The sequence below is a fragment of the Pseudomonas citri genome (assembly GCF_025336485.1).
Classification (GTDB): domain Bacteria; phylum Pseudomonadota; class Gammaproteobacteria; order Pseudomonadales; family Pseudomonadaceae; genus Aquipseudomonas; species Aquipseudomonas citri.
On record NZ_JAODAB010000009.1, the window covers coordinates 41518 to 61260 of the forward strand.

Genomic DNA, 19743 nt, shown 5'->3' on the forward strand with positions numbered 1-19743 from the left:
CTTAGTTGGCGGCAGCCTTGGTTGCCGCGCGCTCCTTGGCGATCAACTGGTCGGCCAGTTGCAGCGCTTGCTCGGCACCGCCGGCAGAGCCGATGTCAAAGCGGTACTTGCCGTTGACGATCATGGTCGGTACGCCGGTGATTTCGTATTTCTTCGCCAGCTCGCGGGCCTTCTTGATCTGGCCCTGGATGGCGAAGGAGTCAAAGGTGGCCAGGAACTTGTCCTTATCCACGCCCTGGGTTGCCAGGAAGGCCGCCATGTCTTCTTTGTCGGTCAGCTTCTTGCGTTCTTTCTGGATCGCATTGAACACCGCAGCGTGGACCTGATGTTCGACACCCATGGCTTCGAGGGTCAGGAACATCTGGCCGTGGGCATCCCATGGACCACCGAACATGGCGGGGATGCGGACGAAATTCACGTCAGCCGGCAGTTTCTCGACCCATGGGTTGATGACTGGCTCGAACGCGTAGCAATGCGGGCAGCCGTACCAGAACAATTCCACCACTTCGATCTTGCCAGGCTCGGCCACCGGAACGGGGTTGGTCAGTTCGACGTAAGGGGCCTTCGACTCCTCGGCGGTGGCCTGGCCGGCCATGCCGAACAGGCTGGCGGCAACGAGCGCGGCGCTGATGATCAGATTACGCATGCTTTACTCCTGGACAATGAGGTGACCTCGCCATGGGCGATCTTCGAGACCGGTCGCGGCGGATTCAAGTGCTTAGTGTAACGGCAGCGGCCACAAAAAAGGGCGGCCAAAGCCACCCTTTTGATGCTTGCATCGACAGATTAATCGAGCGTTAACGTTGCAAGGGGCGGACACCCCCTGCAACGCAGGCGCCAAGCTCTTAGTGCAGGCCCTGAATGTAGCTGGACACCGCCGCGATATCTTCGTCGCTCAGCTTGCGCGCGATGGTGCGCATGGTCATCGCGTCGCCGTCGTTGGCGCGACCGCCTTCCTCCTTGCGGAAATCGGTCAGTTGCTTGGTCACGTACTGCGCATGCTGGCCACCCAGGTGCGGGAAGCCGGCAGCGGCGTTGCCGGCACCGTTAGGCGAATGGCAGCCAGTGCAGGCTGGCAGGCCTTTATCGAGGTTGCCGCCACGGAAAATCGCTTCGCCGCGAGCCACGAGTTTTGGATCGGCAGCGCCCACGCTACCCTTCTGGCTGGCGAAATAGGCCGCAATATCCGCCAGGTCCTGATCGCTCAGGTTGGTCAGCAGGCCGGTCATTTCCAAGACAGTGCGCTTGTTCGACTTGATGTCGTGCAGTTGCTTGGTCAGGTAACGCTCGCCCTGGCCCGCCAGTTTTGGAAAGTTTGGCGCCATGCTGTTGCCATCCGGACCATGGCAGGCCCCGCATACGGCCGCTTTCGCCTGGCCGGCAGTGGCGTCACCAGCGGCGTGGGCTACACCGGATATCCCCAGGGTCAACAGCAGACTCACGATCAGTTTGTTCATCAGCTAATCCAACTACGGCTAAGGGTTGAAGAGTTATGGACCGGGTTCACTCGCTCATCCACTGGATGATGGCTCGGTAATCCTCGGCACTGCAATCCATGCACAAACCACGCGGCGGCATCGCCTTGAAACCCTGGGTCACGTGTTGCACCAGCGTCTCCATACCTTTCGCCAACCTCGGCGTCCAAGCTTCCTGATCGCCCTTGCGGGGCGCCATGGGGAGTTGGCCGGAATGACAGGCACCACAAACACGGTTGTACACAGCTTCCGGATCCTGTGTAGCCTGAGCGCTGTAAAGCGGCATCAAGACACCGGCAGCTAGCAGCCATTTCGTCATAAAACGACCTTTTCAGGGTTGGGAACGAGCTGCGTTCTAGTGCGCAATTTCGGTCGATCGCTCCCGTGTGCTTCGTCCTACGCTGGGACAAAGCGCACACAAAATCTGCGGCATTATATACTGGCGTCACTGAAACGGAAACGAACAGCTTGCCGCGTCCATTCCCGACGCCGCCCACATCGGAAATCCCATGCAACTGAAGAACCCCATCCTCGGCCTGTGCCAACAGTCCACCTTCATGCTCAGCGCCGCCAAAGTCGAGCAGTGCCCCGATGACGAAGGCTTCGAGGTGGCATTTGCCGGGCGCTCCAACGCCGGCAAATCCAGCGCCCTGAACACCCTGACCCATGCCAGCCTGGCCCGCACGTCGAAAACGCCGGGACGCACGCAGCTCTTGAACTTCTTCAAGCTAGACGACGAACGCCGTTTGGTCGACTTGCCCGGTTACGGGTACGCCAAGGTGCCGATTCCGCTCAAGCAGCACTGGCAGCGTCACCTGGAAGCCTACCTGGGCAGCCGCGAGAGTTTGAAAGGGCTGATCCTGATGATGGACATCCGCCATCCGATGACCGATTTCGACACGCTGATGCTTGACTGGGCCGTCGCCAGCGGTATGCCGATGCACATCCTGCTGACCAAGGCCGACAAGCTGACCTACGGCGCGGCCAAGAACACCTTGCTCAAAGTCCAGTCGCAGATCCGCAAGGGCTGGGGCGATGCGATCACCATCCAGCTGTTTTCGGCACCCAAGCGCATGGGGCTGGAAGAGGCCTATACCGTGCTGGCCAATTGGATGGAACTGGCGGACAAGGGCAGCGACGAGGCGGAATAAGCCAAATCGCAGGCAAAAAAAACCCCGGACTTCGTATGGGGAGGGGGAAGTTCGGGGTCCAAGTTCCGGACCGCTAGGGCGGGGTCCAGATATCTGCCAACACTTAACACAACATAGGAGCATTGAAGGGCTTCACCAGCCATTCAAACTCTCTGAGTAGCAGTTCACGGGTTTAGTTCAGATTATTTTTGGAAATAGCCGTAGGAATTTTCCGAACTAAAGCCATGCGGCGAGAGGCCCCCCCCTCGCCACAGAGTCCGCTCACTTATCTGGCAACGCCTCAGTGCGCCTCGTCCCAGTTGTTGCCCACGCCCACTTCCACCAGCAACGGCACGTCCAGCGTGGCGGCGGCGCTCATGTGCTGACGGATTTCCTCGCGCACCTGCTCGACCAGGTCCTCACGCACCTCCAGCACCAGTTCGTCGTGCACCTGCAGGATGACCTTGGCGTCCAGCCCTGAAGCACTCAGCCAGCGATCCACCGCCACCATCGCTTTTTTGATGATGTCCGCCGCCGTGCCTTGCATCGGCGCGTTGATGGCGGTGCGCTCGGCACCTTTGCGCAAGGCCGGATTCTTCGCATTGATGTCCGGGAGGTACAACCGGCGACCGAAAATGGTTTCGACAAAACCTTGTTCGGCAGCCTGGGCGCGGGTGCGCTCCATGTACGCCAGCACGCCCGGGTAGCGGGCGAAATAGCGGTCGATGTAAGCCTGGGACTGCTTGCGATCGACACCGATCTGCTTGGCCAGGCCGAACGCGCTCATGCCATAGATCAAGCCGAAGTTGATCGCCTTGGCGCTGCGGCGCTGGTCATGGGTGACGGCGTCCAGCTCGACACCGAAAACCTCGGCAGCGGTGGCACGGTGCACATCCAAATCATTGCGGAAGGCGTGGAGCAGGCCTTCATCCTTAGCCAGGTGCGCCATGATCCGCAGTTCGATCTGCGAATAGTCCGCCGCCAGCAGCTTGTAGCCTTTCGGCGCGACGAACGCCTGACGAATCCGTCGGCCTTCGGCGGTACGGATCGGAATGTTCTGCAGGTTCGGGTCGATGGAGGACAAGCGCCCGGTGGCGGCGACAGCTTGCTGGTAATTGGTGTGGACGCGCCCGGTGCGGCTGTTGATCTGCTCTGGCAGGCGATCGGTGTAGGTGCTCTTGAGCTTGCTCAGCGAGCGGTACTGCATCAGCACCTTGGGCAGCGGGTAATCCTGCTCAGCCAGTTCGGCCAGCACCGCTTCGGCGGTGCTGGCCTGGCCCTTGGCGGTTTTGCTGAGCACCGGCAAACCGAGCTTTTCGTACAGGATCACGCCCAATTGCTTCGGCGAACCGAGGTTGAATTCCTCGCCGGCAATGGCAAACGCCTCACGCTCCAGCGCCACCAGTTTTTCGCCCAGCTCGACACTCTGCACGCCCAGCAGGTTGGCATCGACCAGCGCACCCTGGCGCTCGATCCGCGCCAGCACCGGCATCAGCGGCATCTCGATTTCGTTGAGCACCTTGCCCAGACTCGGGATTGCCGCCAGTTTTTCCTGCAAGGCCTGGTGCAAACGGAAGGTGACATCGGCATCTTCGGCAGCGTACGGGCCGGCCAATTCCAGGGAGATCTGGTCGAATGTCAGCTGCTTGACCCCTTTTCCAGCGATATCCTGAAAATCGGTCTTGCTCTGGCCCAGGTACTTGAGCGCCAGGCTGTCCATGTCGTGGCGGGTCGCGGTGGAGTCCAGCACGTAGGATTCAAGCATGGTGTCGAAGGCAATGCCCTGGACCTGGATGCCGTTGTCCTGATCGCCACCAATGGCGCAGTTGGCCAGGATATTGGTCTCGAATTTGGCGTGCTGGCCGATCTTGGCTTTGGTCGGGTTTTCCAGCAGCGGCTTGAGGGCCTTGAGCACGGTGTCACGGTCCAGCTGTTCCGGCACGCCCATGTAGGAGTGGGTCAGCGGGATGTACGCCGCCTCGAAAGGGGCCACGGCGAACGACAACCCGACCAGTTGCGCATGCTGGGGGTCGTCACCGTTGGTTTCCGTGACGAACGCAAACAGCGGCGCCTTTTCCAGCTTGGCCAGCCAGGCCTCGAAGCGCGCCTGATCGAGAATGACCTCGTACCTGGCCTCGGCCGCGCCAGGCTGTTCATCGGCGATTTCGGCAATGTCCTGGCCGACACGCTTGGCCTCACGCTGGTTTTCTTCGAACCAGCTCTTGAACTCCAGCAACGTGTACAGCTCGGCGAGTTTCTCGTGATCCGGCGCGCCCATTTTCAGGTCGTCGAGACCGACGTCCAGCGCCACGTCGGTCTTGATGGTCGCCAGTTCATAGGACAGGAAGGCCATTTCCTTGTGTTCTTCAAGCTTGGCGGCCAAGGTCTTGGCGCCGCGGATCGGCAACGTGGCGACGATGTCCAGTTGCGCATACAGCTCGACCAAACCGCCGTTGACACCCACCAGCAGGCCGGATGCAGTCTTCGGCCCAATTCCCGGAACGCCCGGGATGTTGTCGGAAGAATCGCCCATCAGCGCCAGATAATCGATGATCTGCTCCGGAGCGACGCCAAACTTCTCCTTCACGCCAGCCACATCCAGGGCGCTACCGGTCATGGTATTGACCAAGGTAATGTGCCCATCGACCAACTGCGCCATGTCCTTGTCGCCCGTGGAAATCACCACCGGGCGCGAGGCCGCCGCGCTGCTGCGGGCGAGGGTGCCGATCACGTCATCGGCCTCGACGTTGTCCACGCACAGTAGCGGGAAGCCCAGGGCCTTGACGCTGGCATGCAGCGGCTCGATCTGCACGCGCATGTCGTCGGGCATGCTCGGGCGGTTGGCCTTGTACTCGGCGTACAGCGCATCGCGAAAAGTCCCACCCTTGGCGTCGAACACCACCGCGAACGGACTGTCCGGATACTGCTTGCGCAGGCTCTTGAGCATGTTCAACACGCCCTTGACCGCACCGGTCGGCAGGCCTTTGGAAGTGGTCAGCGGTGGCAGCGCGTGAAAGGCGCGGTACAGATAAGAAGAACCGTCCACCAGGACGAGGGGCGCTTGGCTCATGAGCAGGATCAACCTTTTCGGCGGGTCCGAGGCTAGAATAGCGGGACCGTTGACGACAAAGGGACAAGGTTATCATGCGCACACTCAATCGCCTGTTACTGGCTGGCTTGTTTGCATTCACCCCGTTGGCCGTCATGGCAGCGGATGACGCACCCTCGGCGGACCCGGACGTCACCATCCGCACCGAAGGTGACAAAACCATTCAGGAGTATCGGCAAAACGGCTTCCTGTACGCGATCAAGGTCACGCCAAAGCACGGCAAGCCATATTTCCTGGTGCGCGCCGATGGCACTGATGCAAACTTCATCCGTTCGGACCAACCGGATATGCTGATCCCGTCATGGAAGATCTTTGAGTGGAAATAGTTTCCTAATTTCAATCGGCGCCCGCTCAAGGGCGCCCGTACTGGCAGTTTAACCATGTCTGTGTTCACCCCCCTGGCTCGGCCCGAGCTGGAAACCTTTCTCGCCCCTTACGGGCTTGGCCGTCTGCTTGATTTCCAGGGGATCGCCGCTGGCAGCGAAAACACCAATTTCTTTATCAGCCTGGAGCAGGGCGAATTCGTCCTGACCCTGATTGAACGCGGCCCAGTGCAGGAAATGCCGTTCTTCATCGAACTGCTGGACGTGCTGCACGCCGCCGACCTGCCGGTGCCTTACGCCTTGCGCACCACCGAGGGCCATGCGCTGCGGGAACTGGCGGGCAAGCCGGCGCTGCTGCAACCGCGCCTGGCCGGCAAGCACATCAAGCAGGCCAACGCGCAACACTGCGCCCAGGTCGGCGAGTTGCTGGCGCATCTGCACCTGGCCACCCAGCACAACATGATCAAGCGCAAGACCGATCGCGGCCTGGACTGGATGCAGGAGGAGGGCAGCAAGCTGTTGTCGCACCTCGACACCGATCCCCGTCGGTTGCTTCAGGCGGCGCTGGACGAAATCGCCGTGCAGAAGGTCGGCATCCTCGCGCTGCCCCGTGCCAACATCCACGCCGACCTGTTTCGCGACAACGCGATGTTCGAAGGCACCCACCTGACCGGGCTGATCGACTTCTACAACGCCTGTTCCGGGCCGATGCTGTATGACGTCGCCATTGCCTTGAACGACTGGTGTTCGGACGACGACGGCGTGCTCGATGACGCCCGGGCACGGGCGTTGCTGGGGGCCTATGCGGCGCTACGACCGTTCACCACCGCCGAGGCCGAGCTGTGGCCGACCATGCTGCGCGTGGCGTGCGTGCGGTTCTGGCTGTCACGCTTGATCGCTGCCGAATCGTTTGCCGGACAGGATGTGTTGATTCACGACCCGATGGAGTTTGAGCAGCGATTGGCGCAGCGGCAGACGGTTCACACGTTGTTGCCGTTCGCCCTGTAACAGCAAAGCCGAACACTCTTGTGGCGAGGGAGCTTGCTCCCTCGCCACGGGGTTTCTAGCAGCGAACTACAACGACTCCAGGCACCCCGCCAAATCACTCCCCAACTTCTCCAACAACTGCTCATACCCCTGCGCCGTCGCCGGGGTGTAGCCACCCAATGCATCCAACTCCGCCAGCTTCACCGGCAACCCGGCCACCAGGGTTTCGGCCAGGCGCGGGCGCAGCGGTGGTTCGCTGAAAACGCAGGTCTTGCCCACGGCCTGCAAGCGCGTGCGCATCGCCGCCACATGCTGGGCGCCGGGTTGGACTTCGGCAGCCACGGCAAATACCCCGGCGTGCTTGAGCCCGTAGTTGTCTTCGAAATAATCGAACGCCTCGTGGAACACGAAATACGGCTTGCCCGCAATTCCCGCCAGGCGCGTCTTCAAGCGCGCATCCATTGCATCCAGACGCTGGTTGAAACCCTTGAGGTTGCTTTGATAACGAGCGGTATTGGCCGGATCGGCGGCGCTCAGGTCAGCGGCCATCTTGGCAGCGATCACCCGCGCATTGATTGGTGAAAGCCACAAATGCGCATCGATCGTGCCGGGACGATGGTCGTGATCATGCTCGTCGCCGTCATCGTCGGTATGGGATTGGCTGTCCTCGGCAAAATGCCGCAACTTGAGCCCCGGCAGCTCCTGCACCGCGACGGAAGGCAGCGTACGACCGTTCAACACCCGCGGCAGGAAGCCTTCCATGTCCGGGCCGATCCAGTAGAGCAGGTCCACCGACTGCACCTTTCGCACGTCCGACGGTCGCAGCGCATAGTGGTGAGGTGAAGCCCCTGGCGGCAACAACACTTCCGGAACGCCCACGCCGTCCTGCACCGCAGCGGCAATCAACTGCAACGGCTTGATGCTGGTCAGGACTTTGACGTCGGCCTGGGCCGGGCCGATCAGTAGAAAACTTGCGACAAAAACGACAAACAGCGAAAAAAATCGAGACACGATGACCACTCGAAGAGGCGAGACCGGGTAACATAATAACGTCTCTAACGGAACTCGTCGCTGCCCATGCCTATCACCCCACTTGCCAGTCGCCCCCACGATCACTCCCACTGCGTGCACAGCGCATTGTCCGAGGCCGACGCCCTCTGCACACGCCAAGGGTTGCGCCTGACTGCCCTGCGTCGCCGGGTGTTGGAGCTGGTCTGGCAAAGCCACAAACCCCTGGGCGCCTACGACATCCTGGCGGTGCTCAGCGAGCAGGACGGCCGCCGTGCCGCGCCGCCGACAGTCTATCGAGCGCTGGATTTTCTCTTGGAAAACGGCCTGGTCCACCGCATCTCGTCGCTGAACGCCTTCGTCGGCTGCAACCACCCGGAGCACGCCCACCAAGGCCAGTTCCTGATCTGCCGCGAATGCCACGCCGCCATCGAACTCGAACAAAAATCCATCAGCGATGCCATCGTCGCCAGCGCCAAAGAGGTCGGCTTCGTGGTCGACAGCCAGACCGTCGAAGTGGTCGGCCTGTGTTCCGGTTGCCAGGGGGCCTGATGAGCAACGCGTTGATCCGCCTCGAACAAGTGGCCGTGACCTTCGCCGGGCAGAGCGTGCTGGACAACATCCACCTGAGCGTGGAGCCGGGGCAGATCGTCACCCTGATTGGCCCCAACGGTGCCGGCAAGACCACCCTGGTGCGCGCCGTGCTGGGTTTGCTCAAGCCCGACAGCGGCAGCGTCTGGCGCAAGCCGAAGCTGCGGATCGGCTATATGCCGCAAAAACTCCACGTCGACCCGACGCTGCCGCTGTCGGTCTTGCGCTTCTTGCGCCTGGTGCCGGGGGTGGACCGCGCGCGGGCCTTGGCGGCCCTCAACGAAGTCGGCGCCGAACACGTGATCGACAGCCCGGTGCAAAGCGTTTCCGGCGGCGAGATGCAGCGCGTATTGCTGGCCCGCGCCCTGCTGCGCGAGCCTGAACTGCTGGTGCTCGACGAACCAGTGCAAGGCGTCGACGTAGCGGGCCAGGCCGAGCTGTACAGCCTGATCACCCGCCTGCGCGACCGTCACGGCTGCGGCGTGCTGATGGTCTCCCACGACCTGCACCTGGTCATGAGCACCACCGACCAGGTGGTCTGCCTCAACCGCCACGTCTGCTGCTCCGGGCACCCGGAACACGTCAGCGGCGACCCGGCGTTCGTCGAGCTGTTCGGCAAGAACGCCTCCAGCCTGGCGATTTATCACCACCATCATGACCACGCCCACGACCTGCACGGTTCGGTGGTCATCGGTGCCCCTGTCACCCCCCATGTTCATGGAGACGGCTGCAAGCATGGCTGACTTTCTGTTGTACGCCCTGCTCGCAGGCCTGGCCCTCGCGCTGGTGGCCGGGCCGCTGGGCTCGTTCGTGGTCTGGCGGCGCATGGCCTATTTTGGCGACACCTTGTCCCACGCAGCGTTGCTCGGCGTGGCGCTCGGGTTCCTGCTGGACGTCAGCCCGGCCGTGGCGGTGACCGTCGGCTGCCTGCTGCTCGCGGTGGTGCTGGTGACCTTGCAACAGCGCCAACCGCTGGCCTCCGACACGCTGCTGGGCATACTGGCGCCAAGCACCTTGTCCCTCGGGCTGGTGGTGCTCAGCTTCATGCATGACGTGCGGGTCGACCTGATGGCCTACCTGTTCGGCGACCTGCTGGCCATCAGCCCGATGGACCTGTCGTGGATCCTCGGCGGCAGCGCGGCAGTGCTGCTGTTGCTGGTAGCGCTCTGGCGCCCATTGCTGGCGGTCACCGTGCATGAAGAACTGGCGCGGGTCGAAGGCCTTCCGGTAACGGGCTTGCGCCTGGCGCTGATGCTGCTGATTGCCGTGGTGATTGCCGTGGCGATGAAAATCGTCGGCGTGCTGCTGATCACCTCCTTGCTGATCATCCCGGCAGCTGCGGCACAGCGTCACGCCCGCTCGCCGGAACAGATGGCCCTCGGCGCAAGCCTGCTGGGCATGCTCGCGGTGTGCGGCGGGCTGGCATTGTCGTGGTTCAAGGACACCCCCGCCGGCCCCTCGATCGTGGTCAGCGCCGCCGGATTGTTTCTGCTGAGTTTTGTCCTGCCTCGTCGAGGGGTGTAGACTTGCTCGCTTTTTGCGCAAATAGAGAGTCGCAGGAATGAAGCCGTCCGCCTCCCGTTATCTGCTCCTTGTCGCATTTTCCCTGCTGCTGGGTGCTTGCCAGAGTCCGCCGCCGGTCGCCGAGGCCCCCGATACCCGGGGCCCGGCCATCGCGCAGCTCGAGCAAAGCCTGGCCAGCAATGAACTGGCCACCGCTGAAGACCAGTTGGCCGCGTTGCAGGCCCAGTCGCCGAAAGATGCGTCGTTGGAACCCTTTCAGCGGCAACTGGCCGAGGCGTACCTGCGCCGCAGCCAGATCGACCTGCAAAAAGGCGATGTCAACGCCGCCGCCACCGCCCTGAGCCGCGCCCGCGCCTTGATGCCCAAGGCCCCGGCATTGACCGGCGAAGTCAACAGCGCCATCGCCGAAGCGCGCAAGGCCGACCTGGAAAAAGCCGAGGCCGACCTCAAGGCCGCCGAAGCCAAACCCGTCGCCAAACTGATCGACCCGAGTGCGGAAAGCACGACGATTGCCCTGAATATCGGCGATATGCAGCAACTGCGCCGGCAATTGGACGCCATTGCGGCGGATGTGGTGAATTTCCACTGCGACGTCAGCATCCAGGTACCGCGGATCGATGACTATCCGTGGCTGGCGACGTTGCTGACCAAGCGCGTGACAAAACTCGACCCTGGGTTTGATCTGAAGCTGCAGAAGCAGATTTTGCGCAACGTGCCGGCGCAGGTGGTGTTGACACCTCGGCAGCCCTGAAAGCATCGCGGGCAAGCCTTGCTCCCACAGGACTGACTCCCACAGGGCAATTCTCACAGGTGAATGAGTTTCCCCTGTGAGAATGGATCTACAAGAGTCGACCTGTGGGAGCAAGGCTTGCCCGCGATAGCGCGCGACTAAACAACAAACCCTTTCAGCCCCCTCAAGCCGGCACCCCCTTAGCCTTGGCCTCCCGCCGCCAAATCCGGTGCTGGGCAATCGCCGCAAAAAACCGCGAAAAATTGCTCGCCTCCGCATCCTCGATCAACCCCGCATCCACCTCCAGCTTCAACTCCACCAGCAACTGCCGGGCCTCGCCATGAAGCCCAATGGCCTTCAAATGCTTGTAGGCCTCCAGCACGTAATGCACCGCCACACCGTCCCCACTCAACGCCTTGATCGACTCCGCACCACCTGGCACGAACACCGCGTCGAAGGCAATGGACGGCAGCCCTTCCATAGACGCATCCACCGGCAATGTCTGCCCGTCAGCGGTGGTGACCGGCGCCGAAGTCGGCCCCAGGATCCTGGCGTAAGCGCCCTCGACCATCAGCGCCTGCTTGAGCGTATCGATGATTGCCCCATCGACGCCGTTCGCCACCAACACCGCCACTTTTCGCGTCTTGATATCGCCGGACAACAGGTTCGCCTGGCTCAACGCCGGCGACTGTTCCAGGGAAGGCGTCGGCACATCGACGGTGCCGCAGGTGGGGGCCGGCAACCCCAGGTTCTTCGCCACCCGCGCGGCCAGCTCCAGGTCGATGTTGGCGAGGATCTCATTCACTTGCCGCACCCGGATGAACTCACGCTCCACCTTGCCCAGTTCAAAACTGTAGGCCGCGATGATGTGCTCCTGCTCGTGGGCGCTCATGCTCTTGTAGAACAGCCGCGCCTGGGAGAAATGATCAGCGAACGACTCGCTGCGCTGGCGGATCTTGTAGGCATCGATCCGCTCCGGATAGCTTTCGAAGCCGCCGTCCGCCGGGCCCGGCGGAGTTTCCTTCGGCCAGCCGCCGTCGATGGAGTTCGGCTCGTAGGACGTGCGCCCCTTGTCGATAGTGGTGCGGTGCATCGCGTCGCGCTGGCCGTTGTGCACCGGCGTGATCGCACGGTTGATCGGCAGCTCATGAAAATTCGGTCCGCCGAGTCGGCTGATTTGCGTATCGGTGTAGGAAAACAGTCGGCCTTGCAGCAGAGGGTCGTTAGAAAAGTCGATGCCCGGCACGATGTGCCCGGGGCAGAACGCCACTTGCTCGACCTCGGCAAAGAAGTTGTCCGGGTTGCGGTTCAGCACCATCTTGCCCAACGGCGTGATGGGCACCAGTTCCTCAGGAATGATCTTGGTCGGATCGAGCAGATCGAAGTCGAATTTATGCTCGTCTTCCTCGGCGACAACCTGGACGCCAAATTCCCATTCCGGGTAGTCACCCATCTCGATCGCTTCCCACAGGTCACGACGGTGGTAGTCGGTGTCCTTGCCGGCCAGTTTCTGCGCTTCGTCCCACACCAATGAACAGGTGCCGGCCTTGGGCCGCCAATGGAATTTGACGAAACTGCTACGGCCTTCAGCGTTGATCATTCGGAAAGTGTGCACCCCAAAACCCTGCATGGTGCGTAGGCTTTTGGGAATGGCCCGGTCGGACATAGCCCAGATCACCATGTGCGCCGATTCCGGCACCAGCGAGACAAAGTCCCAGAAGGTGTCGTGAGCCGAACCGCCGGTAGGGATTTCATTGTGGGGTTCGGGTTTAACCGCGTGGACAAAATCCGGGAACTTGATGGCATCCTGGATGAAAAACACCGGCATGTTGTTACCCACCAGGTCGAAATTGCCCTCATCGGTAAAAAACTTCACCGCGAAGCCACGCACGTCCCGCACGGTGTCGCCGGAGCCCCGTGGCCCCTGCACCGTGGAAAAACGCACGAACACCGGGGTTTGTTTGCTCGGATCTTGTAGGAAACCGGCTTTGGTCAAGGCCGAATGGGCCTCATACGCTTGAAAATAGCCGTGGGCACCCGTGCCACGGGCGTGCACGATGCGCTCGGGAATGCGCTCATGGTCAAAATGCGTGATTTTTTCACGCATGATGAAGTCTTCCAGCAACGAAGGCCCACGGGGGCCGGCGCGCAGGGTGTTCTGGTTATCGGCGATCTTCACGCCCTGGTTGGTGCGCAACGCCTGTTCGGTGGCGTCGACGCGAAACGCTTCAAGTCTGTCGAGCTTGGCGTTGGTGTTGGCGCGGTTCAGGGCGTCGGTACCGGCCAATTGGCTCGGGGTGGCGGTGGGCTTGTCGGTACTCATCAGGCATAACTCCTCGGGGGCCAGGCACAGAGCCCGGGCATTTTCGAGTGGCTTAAGGAGTGACCGACGCCGTTTGGCAGCGTTCCTTTTTTATGCCTTTGATCGCGTTATTGCCAATTGGCTGGTTGATTGGCAAATAAATGCTAAGAACCTCTATACGGACAGGCTAAAATGCGCGCCCGGCTAACCGCTGATCCTATTCCAACGCGCCCCACAAGGTTCGCTACGTGATCGAGTTTCAAAACGTTTATAAAACCTACCGGGTTGCCGGTAAGGAAATCCCCGCGCTGCACCCGACCAATCTGACGATTGAGAACGGCCAGGTCTTCGGCCTCATCGGTCATTCCGGTGCGGGAAAAAGTACCCTGCTGCGCCTGATCAATCGTCTGGAAGATGCCAGCGGCGGCAAGATCATCGTCGACGGCGAGGAAGTCACCGCCCTGGACGCCAACAGCCTGCGGCGCTTTCGCCAGCAGGTCGGGATGATCTTCCAGCACTTCAACCTGCTGGCGTCCAAGACCGTGGCCGACAACGTGGCGCTGCCACTGACGCTGGCCGGCGAATTGTCCCGCAGCGAAATCGACCAACGGGTCGCCGAATTGCTGGCGCGGGTGGGTTTGTCCGACCACGCCAGGAAATACCCAGCGCAACTGTCCGGCGGCCAGAAACAGCGCGTCGGTATCGCCCGCGCCCTGGCGACCAAGCCCAAGATCCTGCTGTGCGACGAAGCCACCAGCGCCCTCGACCCACAAACCACCGCCTCGGTGCTGCAATTGCTGGCCGAGATCAACCGCGAACTGAAACTGACCATCGTGCTGATCACCCATGAAATGGACGTGATCCGCCGCGTTTGCGATCAAGTGGCGGTGATGGACGCCGGCGTCATCGTCGAACAAGGCCCGGTGGCCGAGGTGTTCCTGCACCCCAAGCACCCGACCACCAAGCGTTTTGTCCAGGAAGACGAGCAAATCGACGAAAGCGAACAGCGCGACGACTTTGCCCACGTACCGGGACGCATCGTGCGTCTGACCTTCCAGGGCGATTCCACCTACGCACCGCTGCTCGGCACCGTCGCCCGCGAAACGGGCGTGGACTACAGCATCCTGGCCGGCCGTATCGACCGCATCAAAGACACCCCCTACGGGCAACTGACCCTCGCCATCACCGGCGGTGACCTGGAGGCGGCGTTTGCCCGCTTCACCGCGGCCGATGTCCACATGGAGGTGCTGCGCTGATGGAATTTTTTGCAAACATCGACTGGCTGGAAATCTGGCTGGCAACCGGCGACACCTTCCTCATGCTGTTCGGTTCGCTGCTGTTCACCGTCCTGCTCGGCCTGCCGCTGGGCGTGTTGCTGTTTTTGTGCAGCCCGCGCCAGTTGCTCGAAGCCCGGGGCGTGTATGCGCTGCTGTCGCTGATCGTCAACATCCTGCGTTCGTTGCCGTTCATCATCCTGTTGATCGTGATGATCCCGTTCACGGTATTGATCACTGGCACGTCCTTGGGCGTGGCCGGGGCCATTCCGCCGTTGGTGGTGGGCGCGACACCGTTCTTCGCCCGCCTGGTGGAAACCGCCCTGCGCGAAGTGGATCGCGGCATCATCGAAGCCACCCAGGCCATGGGCGCGACCACCCGGCAGATCATCGTCAACGCCTTGCTGCCAGAAGCCCGCCCGGGCATTTTCGCGGCGATTACGGTCACAGCCATTACGCTGGTTTCCTACACGGCCATGGCCGGTGTGGTCGGTGCCGGTGGCTTGGGCGACCTGGCGATCCGTTTCGGTTACCAGCGTTTCCAGACCGATGTGATGGTGGTCACCGTGGTGTTGCTGTTGGTCCTGGTCCAGGTGTTGCAGACCGTGGGCGACAAACTGGTTGTGCATTTCTCTAGAAAATAAGGCCTCGCGCCAATAAACCATGAGCCGGCCATCCGCCGGCAGGTGCCAAGAGCAGGCACCCCACAAGGAGTTTTGCTGAATGAAAAAACTACTGGTCGCCTTCGCTGCCGCCGCAGCGTTTTCCGCCCATGCCGCTGACACCCTGACTGTCGCAGCCACACCGGTCCCGCACGCGGAAATCCTCGAGTTCGTCAAACCGGCATTGGCCAAGGAAGGCGTGGACCTCAAGGTCAAAGTCTTCACCGACTACATCCAACCCAACGTCCAAGTCGCCGAAAAACGCCTGGACGCCAACTTCTTCCAGCACCAGCCGTACCTGGATGAATTCAACAAAGCCAAGGGCACCCACCTGGTAAGCGTCGCCGGCGTGCACCTGGAACCGTTGGGCGCGTACTCCAGCAAGTACAAGAAACTCGACGAACTGCCCGGCGGCGCCAATGTGGTGATCCCGAACGACGCCACCAACGGCGGCCGTGCGCTGTTGCTGCTGGCCAAGGCTGGCGTGATCAAGCTGAAGGACTCGGGCAACATCCTGTCCACCACCAAGGACATCGTTGAAAACCCGAAGGACCTGAAATTCCGTGAGCTGGAAGCGGCGACCATTCCACGCGTGTTGACCCAGGTCGACCTGGCGCTGATCAACACCAACTACGCGCTGGAAGCCAAGCTGGATCCGTCCAAGGATGCGCTGGTGATCGAAGGCAGCGACTCGCCTTACGTGAACATTCTGGTGGCTCGTGAGGATGATAAAGACAGTGAGGCGATGAAGAAGCTGGTGGCGGCGCTGCATACGCCGGAAGTGAAGGCTTTTATTCTTGAGAAGTACAAAGGCGCGGTGTTGCCGGCGTTCTGATCTGATTCGCGATAGAAAAAACGGGGCTGCATGTAAATGCAGCCCCATTTTTTCGGAATGTTGATGGCGTTACGCGAAAATCAGTCATACCAATATGGATAGTCCCATCCGACCGATAAGAAACATCAACAAGAAAAGAAATAATATACGAATTAAGCCACTCCCATACCGCAAGGCCAAAAAAGTGCCCGTCAGGGCGCCCGCCATATTACACACCGCGACCAACCCACCGATTACCCATAGCACATGACCTGAAGGTATGAAAAACAATAGCGCCGCGCTAAACGTTCCCAAGTTAACCAGTTTTGCTGAAGCAGATGCATTTAAAAAATCATAGCCAAAATACTTAACAAATATGAATAACAGAAGACTGCCGCTGCCAGGGCCAAAAACACCGTCATAAAACCCAACCAAACCACCAAAAAAAATCCCCAGTAAAATCTCTCTGGATCCGCATTGGGCGGCCGAGTGAACTCGCCCTAAATCTTTTTTTGCAAATGTATAGATAGCCATCGCTATCAGTACGAAAAAGACAACATACTCCATTACCTCTTTCGGAACGAGCGAAATGGAAAATGCGCCAAGAAACGAAAATATAAAAGCGGAAACCATCGTCGGAAACATGAGTTTCCAAACGATTTTTATTCTTTTGACGTAACTAAATATAGAAGAAATATTTCCGACAAGAACAGCCAGCTTATTAGTTCCAAAAACCGTACTCAATGAATGTTGAGGCAATGCATGGAGAAGGGCGGGTACTTGCACCAAGCCTCCTCCGCCCACAGCGGCATCAATCATCCCCCCGAAAAAAGCAAAAAACCCCAATGCAGCCATGGCGTATTCAATTTGCATAAAAACTGTCCATTTTTAACTTCAACAGATTCACTACCGCGTGTACTTAATTAAAAAGACTTAACAGAGGCCAGCGATCCAGCATTCAAACCACTATTAAATACAGGTACACAATAGGAACCATAGGCACGACGCACAAGCCGGCGGATTCCGACGTAGTTGTAGGCAAAGGCGCAAGGATGAGGGCCTCAACCAAAGCAAACCCGACGCATAGCGTCGGGTTTTCGTTGACGGCTATTTACTTGCTACCGCAGATCAACGTTATCCAACGCCCGCCCCGCCAACAACGAACTCAACTCAATCAATTGCTGGATACCAAGGGCAACGTGTCGTCGTGAGCCTTCCAGGTCAAAAGCCAGGTCGCTGACCATCGCGTCGGCCGAGGCCAGGGTTTCGGTGAGGTTGGCGAGTAGGGATTCGTTGTCGATGTCGCTTACGACGGTGAATAGTCGGCCCGGTTTCTCGTCTTCGGGGTTGGTTGGTTTCGGGAGGAGGTAGAAATCCAAGGCACGCTTGGTGGCTTCGTCGTGCTTTTTGGCGTTGGATTTGGTTTGCGAGGACGAATTGCCTATTTCTGGCGGGTTCGGAGTAGGTTTGAACATGAGCTAAGTCCTGTAGGTGATGCCGCAACCCTTTAGCTACTAAACAGAAGGGGGGCAGCTGTACGCAGGTTAGTAGACCGGGGACTCAGCAAAGCCGGCGCGCCCGAGGGCGCCCTGCGCACAGCCGCCATCAAATACAGGCATGGAAATACCTGACTGACAGGAGCCTTGCACCTTACTAAATACCTCGGGCTACTAAACCCGACCACTGATGGGCAGTGGCAGGGAAACGATAGAACCCGAGGGCAAGGCGCACAAGCGGGCGGATTCTGGCGTAGTTGTAGGCAAAGGCGCAAGGTTGGGTAGCCTGCTGGAAGGGTTGGAGTGGGGGGATAAACAGGTGGCGTTTATTACCTGTAATTCGGGGCAACCCTCATGATAGATTCCCCGCCGCGACCTCTAATGAATAGGGGGCATTCAGGGAGAGAAGTGAATGATCAAGTCTTTGTTGGTTGGGGCATCGCTGCTAATGGCATCGGCATCGGCATTTGCGATGAGTTGCGATAACCCTAGAAACGCCTATGACAGAACCTATTGCGCGTCGCTGAAAATGGTTCAGTCGGATCAGGAAATCAATGATCAATACAAGAAGACGATGAGTGCGCTGAACCCGGATCAGAAAAAAAAGGTGAAGGCCGCTCAAATCCAGTGGATCAAGAATCGCGACAGCGCCTGTTCCAACGATGGCCTGCTCTACCTGGACTGTGCCAACGAGAAGACCGAAGCGCGTATCGTCATACTCAAGGCTGTCGAGCGCGAGTGCCGTGCTGCCGGTTGTGACGACGCCAAGCTGTCGCAAGTCGAGTAACCCGTGAATCATTCGCGGGCCGGAATAAGCTGCCAAGGGCCTCTGACATCTATCGCTAGTAAGAAGCGATAGGACAAGCGAAAAGTCGTACTCCATGAAAACCCGACATTTAAGGTGTCGGGTTTTTTATGGGGGGAACTAGGCTGATCACGGCGTCGACTGACCGGTATTGACTGGGGCTGCTACGTAGCCCAGCGGGAGCAAGCTCCCTCGCCACGGGTTGAGGGTTGTGACTTGTAATCGTCTTGCTATTGAAAGAGGCGGAGACGATTCTTTGGGGGCTGCGGGCGGTAGTGTGTGTATTCGGTTGTTTGCGTTAGTAGCAGGGTGCCACAATCGCGTTTTTGGTTGCTTCATGATCAGGTGGATTACATGGATTTTCCGAGATCTCGGAACGCCCCAGATCTTTTCATCGCCAAGCAGGTGCGAACTGATCGGTTGCAGCAACTTTTCCGTCAATCCGTTTCGGCGGTGTTCGGCAGTTATCTCGCGGCGATCATGCTCAGTTGGCTGTGTTGGGATCGTTTTGAGCACAGCGCGATTTTTGGGTGGCTGGCCGTACTGACCGGCTCGACACTGCTGCGCATCGCGATGTTCGTGGCCTATTTGCGCAGCGATGAAAGCGAGCGCACGCCTCAACGCTGGGAGCGTAAGTACTGGGTCACGCTGGTGTTGTCCGCCAGCATCTGGGGCGGCGGCGCGCTCGTGGTGATGCCAGCGGACGATCTGCTGTCGCAGGCTTTAGTCATGCTTTTCACGGTGGGAATGTCCGTCAGTGCGGTGTCGTGTTACTCGGCCTACCGCGACATGACGCTGGTTTCCATTGGCCTGGTGCTGTTTCCCTGCACTGTGTGGCTGCTGTTTCAACCGTCTTCGATTCAAGTCGGCATGGGGCTTTCGATCCTGGTGTTCGCAGCCTTTGCGGCCCGCGCGACCACCAAAATGTCCCAGGCACTGGAAACCGCGTTTCGACTCACCCGCGAAATGGAGCAGGCGAACAGCGTTTCGACCCGGGCCGCACAAACCGATGAACTGACCGGGCTGAAGAGTCGACGGGCGTTTTTCGAACATGCCCAGCAGCTTTACGACGAGTGCAAAGCCAACCGGCGGGGGGTGTGCGCCGTGATGTTGGACATGGACCACTTCAAGCACATCAACGATACCTACGGCCATCAGGTAGGGGATCAGGTGTTGCGCCAGATGGGCGCGGTGATCAGCTCGTCCTTTCGGCCAACGGATGTCCAGGGCCGGCTCGGCGGTGAGGAATTCGCGGTGCTGCTGCCGGACACGTCCATCGACGTCGCCCTGCAGATTGCGGAAGAGCTGATTCAGACGATTGATGGCTTGATGATCGAACCGGTTAACCGCATCACTGCCAGCCTTGGGGTGGCGTCGACGGAGACGGGGTATAAAGACCTTCATAGTTTGATGAACAATGCGGATAAGGCGTTGTATCGGGCGAAGGCGCAGGGGCGCAATCAGGTGGCTGTGGCGCAGTAGGTTTGCGCTTTGCATCATCCGTCGGTGTTGG

At 59.9% G+C, this 19743-nt stretch carries 20 protein-coding genes; 12 read left to right on the forward strand and 8 right to left on the reverse strand.

All coding sequences use genetic code 11. From position 1 onward, the window contains the following. Nucleotide 1: 1 nt before the first annotated feature. The 3 genes from N4Q37_RS12585 to N4Q37_RS12595 all read right to left on the reverse strand — a co-directional run bounded on the left by N4Q37_RS12585 (nucleotide 2) and on the right by N4Q37_RS12595 (nucleotide 1794). Nucleotides 2–646: a thiol:disulfide interchange protein DsbA/DsbL gene (locus N4Q37_RS12585; protein ID WP_260958328.1), complete on the reverse strand. Its 645-nt coding sequence runs from the start codon at nucleotides 644–646 to the stop codon at nucleotides 2–4. A gap of 199 nt (nucleotides 647–845) precedes the next feature. Next, the gene (locus tag N4Q37_RS12590) at nucleotides 846–1457 is read right to left on the reverse strand and encodes a c-type cytochrome (protein WP_260958329.1); all 612 of its coding nucleotides are present in this window, start codon (nucleotides 1455–1457) and stop codon (nucleotides 846–848) included. 46 nt (nucleotides 1458–1503) lie between these two features. Beyond that, nucleotides 1504–1794 (reverse strand): c-type cytochrome, encoded by a 291-nt coding sequence (locus tag N4Q37_RS12595; RefSeq protein ID WP_003196231.1) that lies wholly within the window; start codon nucleotides 1792–1794, stop codon nucleotides 1504–1506. Between the two features lie 190 nt (nucleotides 1795–1984). On the opposite strand from N4Q37_RS12595, the gene yihA reads away from it, so the two are divergent. Then, on the forward strand, nucleotides 1985–2626 hold the full coding sequence (gene yihA / locus N4Q37_RS12600) for a ribosome biogenesis GTP-binding protein YihA/YsxC (RefSeq protein WP_260958330.1): 642 nt from the start codon (nucleotides 1985–1987) through the stop codon (nucleotides 2624–2626). A gap of 280 nt (nucleotides 2627–2906) precedes the next feature. Here the strand turns inward: yihA and polA are convergent, their stop codons facing one another. After that, nucleotides 2907–5675: a DNA polymerase I gene (gene polA, locus N4Q37_RS12605; protein WP_260958331.1), complete on the reverse strand. Its 2769-nt coding sequence runs from the start codon at nucleotides 5673–5675 to the stop codon at nucleotides 2907–2909. Between the two features lie 74 nt (nucleotides 5676–5749). On the opposite strand from polA, the gene N4Q37_RS12610 reads away from it, so the two are divergent. Beyond that, on the forward strand, nucleotides 5750–6040 hold the full coding sequence (locus N4Q37_RS12610) for a DUF2782 domain-containing protein (protein WP_260958332.1): 291 nt from the start codon (nucleotides 5750–5752) through the stop codon (nucleotides 6038–6040). 54 nt (nucleotides 6041–6094) lie between these two features. After that, the gene (locus N4Q37_RS12615; RefSeq protein ID WP_260958333.1) at nucleotides 6095–7045 is read left to right on the forward strand and encodes a homoserine kinase; all 951 of its coding nucleotides are present in this window, start codon (nucleotides 6095–6097) and stop codon (nucleotides 7043–7045) included. A 66-nt stretch (nucleotides 7046–7111) separates the two neighbouring features. Here N4Q37_RS12615 and N4Q37_RS12620 read toward each other — a convergent pair whose 3' ends face one another. Next, nucleotides 7112–8035, reverse strand: a complete 924-nt coding sequence (locus tag N4Q37_RS12620; RefSeq protein ID WP_260958334.1) for a zinc ABC transporter substrate-binding protein — start codon at nucleotides 8033–8035, stop codon at nucleotides 7112–7114. A gap of 66 nt (nucleotides 8036–8101) precedes the next feature. On the opposite strand from N4Q37_RS12620, the gene zur reads away from it, so the two are divergent. The 4 genes from zur to N4Q37_RS12640 are packed head-to-tail and all read left to right on the forward strand — an operon-like array spanning nucleotide 8102 to nucleotide 10898. Beyond that, nucleotides 8102–8584 carry a zinc uptake transcriptional repressor Zur gene (zur, locus tag N4Q37_RS12625; protein ID WP_260958335.1) on the forward strand — a complete coding sequence of 161 codons (483 nt, stop codon included), beginning with the start codon at nucleotides 8102–8104 and terminating at the stop codon, nucleotides 8582–8584. Continuing rightward, the gene (gene znuC / locus N4Q37_RS12630; protein ID WP_260958336.1) at nucleotides 8584–9366 is read left to right on the forward strand and encodes a zinc ABC transporter ATP-binding protein ZnuC; all 783 of its coding nucleotides are present in this window, start codon (nucleotides 8584–8586) and stop codon (nucleotides 9364–9366) included. The genes zur and znuC overlap by 1 nt, the downstream gene beginning before the upstream one ends. Further along, nucleotides 9359–10147 carry a zinc ABC transporter permease subunit ZnuB gene (gene znuB / locus N4Q37_RS12635; protein WP_260958337.1) on the forward strand — a complete coding sequence of 263 codons (789 nt, stop codon included), beginning with the start codon at nucleotides 9359–9361 and terminating at the stop codon, nucleotides 10145–10147. Before znuC ends, znuB begins: the two co-directional genes overlap by 8 nt. A gap of 37 nt (nucleotides 10148–10184) precedes the next feature. Beyond that, nucleotides 10185–10898 (forward strand): PA5502 family lipoprotein, encoded by a 714-nt coding sequence (locus N4Q37_RS12640; RefSeq protein ID WP_260958338.1) that lies wholly within the window; start codon nucleotides 10185–10187, stop codon nucleotides 10896–10898. A 163-nt stretch (nucleotides 10899–11061) separates the two neighbouring features. On the opposite strand, the gene katE is transcribed toward N4Q37_RS12640, so the two are convergent. Continuing rightward, on the reverse strand, nucleotides 11062–13224 hold the full coding sequence (gene katE / locus N4Q37_RS12645; RefSeq protein ID WP_260958463.1) for a catalase HPII: 2163 nt from the start codon (nucleotides 13222–13224) through the stop codon (nucleotides 11062–11064). A gap of 203 nt (nucleotides 13225–13427) precedes the next feature. On the opposite strand from katE, the gene N4Q37_RS12650 reads away from it, so the two are divergent. The 3 genes from N4Q37_RS12650 (at nucleotide 13428) to N4Q37_RS12660 (ending at nucleotide 15950) form a co-directional block, all read left to right on the forward strand. Then, the gene (locus N4Q37_RS12650; protein ID WP_260958339.1) at nucleotides 13428–14435 is read left to right on the forward strand and encodes a methionine ABC transporter ATP-binding protein; all 1008 of its coding nucleotides are present in this window, start codon (nucleotides 13428–13430) and stop codon (nucleotides 14433–14435) included. Further along, nucleotides 14435–15097, forward strand: coding sequence for a methionine ABC transporter permease (locus N4Q37_RS12655; RefSeq protein ID WP_053149304.1), 663 nt, complete (start codon nucleotides 14435–14437; stop codon nucleotides 15095–15097). Before N4Q37_RS12650 ends, N4Q37_RS12655 begins: the two co-directional genes overlap by 1 nt. Nucleotides 15098–15176: 79 nt before the next feature. Beyond that, entirely contained in the window at nucleotides 15177–15950 is a 774-nt protein-coding gene (locus tag N4Q37_RS12660) for a MetQ/NlpA family ABC transporter substrate-binding protein (RefSeq protein WP_260958340.1), read from the forward strand. A gap of 84 nt (nucleotides 15951–16034) precedes the next feature. Here N4Q37_RS12660 and N4Q37_RS12665 read toward each other — a convergent pair whose 3' ends face one another. Together N4Q37_RS12665 and N4Q37_RS12670 are read right to left on the reverse strand one after the other, a co-directional pair. After that, on the reverse strand, nucleotides 16035–16802 hold the full coding sequence (locus tag N4Q37_RS12665; protein WP_260958341.1) for a sulfite exporter TauE/SafE family protein: 768 nt from the start codon (nucleotides 16800–16802) through the stop codon (nucleotides 16035–16037). A gap of 245 nt (nucleotides 16803–17047) precedes the next feature. Then, on the reverse strand, nucleotides 17048–17404 hold the full coding sequence (locus N4Q37_RS12670) for a DUF6124 family protein (RefSeq protein WP_260958342.1): 357 nt from the start codon (nucleotides 17402–17404) through the stop codon (nucleotides 17048–17050). A 433-nt stretch (nucleotides 17405–17837) separates the two neighbouring features. Between N4Q37_RS12670 and N4Q37_RS12675 the strand changes: the two genes are divergently transcribed. After that, nucleotides 17838–18212: a lysozyme inhibitor LprI family protein gene (locus N4Q37_RS12675; protein ID WP_260958343.1), complete on the forward strand. Its 375-nt coding sequence runs from the start codon at nucleotides 17838–17840 to the stop codon at nucleotides 18210–18212. A 372-nt stretch (nucleotides 18213–18584) separates the two neighbouring features. Further along, complete coding sequence (locus N4Q37_RS12680) at nucleotides 18585–19712, forward strand: GGDEF domain-containing protein (RefSeq protein ID WP_260958344.1); 1128 nt, start codon at nucleotides 18585–18587, stop codon at nucleotides 19710–19712. The last annotated feature ends 31 nt before the right edge of the window (nucleotides 19713–19743 follow it).

Bases quoted from the DNA above. Each gene is read 5' to 3' on its own strand.
- N4Q37_RS12590 (WP_260958329.1), bottom strand. From the start codon at position 1,457: ATGAACAAACTGATCGTGAGTCTGCTGTTGACCCTGGGGATATCCGGT.
- yihA (WP_260958330.1), top strand. From the start codon at position 1,985: ATGCAACTGAAGAACCCCATCCTCGGCCTGTGCCAACAGTCCACCTTC.
- N4Q37_RS12675 (WP_260958343.1), top strand. From the start codon at position 17,838: ATGATCAAGTCTTTGTTGGTTGGGGCATCGCTGCTAATGGCATCGGCA.
- N4Q37_RS12585 (WP_260958328.1), bottom strand. From the start codon at position 646: ATGCGTAATCTGATCATCAGCGCCGCGCTCGTTGCCGCCAGCCTGTTC.
- N4Q37_RS12640 (WP_260958338.1), top strand. From the start codon at position 10,185: ATGAAGCCGTCCGCCTCCCGTTATCTGCTCCTTGTCGCATTTTCCCTG.
- N4Q37_RS12615 (WP_260958333.1), top strand. From the start codon at position 6,095: ATGTCTGTGTTCACCCCCCTGGCTCGGCCCGAGCTGGAAACCTTTCTC.
- znuC (WP_260958336.1), top strand. From the start codon at position 8,584: ATGAGCAACGCGTTGATCCGCCTCGAACAAGTGGCCGTGACCTTCGCC.
- polA (WP_260958331.1), bottom strand. From the start codon at position 5,675: ATGAGCCAAGCGCCCCTCGTCCTGGTGGACGGTTCTTCTTATCTGTAC.
- znuB (WP_260958337.1), top strand. From the start codon at position 9,359: ATGGCTGACTTTCTGTTGTACGCCCTGCTCGCAGGCCTGGCCCTCGCG.
- zur (WP_260958335.1), top strand. From the start codon at position 8,102: ATGCCTATCACCCCACTTGCCAGTCGCCCCCACGATCACTCCCACTGC.
- N4Q37_RS12655 (WP_053149304.1), top strand. From the start codon at position 14,435: ATGGAATTTTTTGCAAACATCGACTGGCTGGAAATCTGGCTGGCAACC.
- N4Q37_RS12670 (WP_260958342.1), bottom strand. From the start codon at position 17,404: ATGTTCAAACCTACTCCGAACCCGCCAGAAATAGGCAATTCGTCCTCG.
- N4Q37_RS12660 (WP_260958340.1), top strand. From the start codon at position 15,177: ATGAAAAAACTACTGGTCGCCTTCGCTGCCGCCGCAGCGTTTTCCGCC.
- N4Q37_RS12665 (WP_260958341.1), bottom strand. From the start codon at position 16,802: ATGCAAATTGAATACGCCATGGCTGCATTGGGGTTTTTTGCTTTTTTC.
- N4Q37_RS12680 (WP_260958344.1), top strand. From the start codon at position 18,585: ATGGATTTTCCGAGATCTCGGAACGCCCCAGATCTTTTCATCGCCAAG.
- N4Q37_RS12595 (WP_003196231.1), bottom strand. From the start codon at position 1,794: ATGACGAAATGGCTGCTAGCTGCCGGTGTCTTGATGCCGCTTTACAGC.
- N4Q37_RS12610 (WP_260958332.1), top strand. From the start codon at position 5,750: ATGCGCACACTCAATCGCCTGTTACTGGCTGGCTTGTTTGCATTCACC.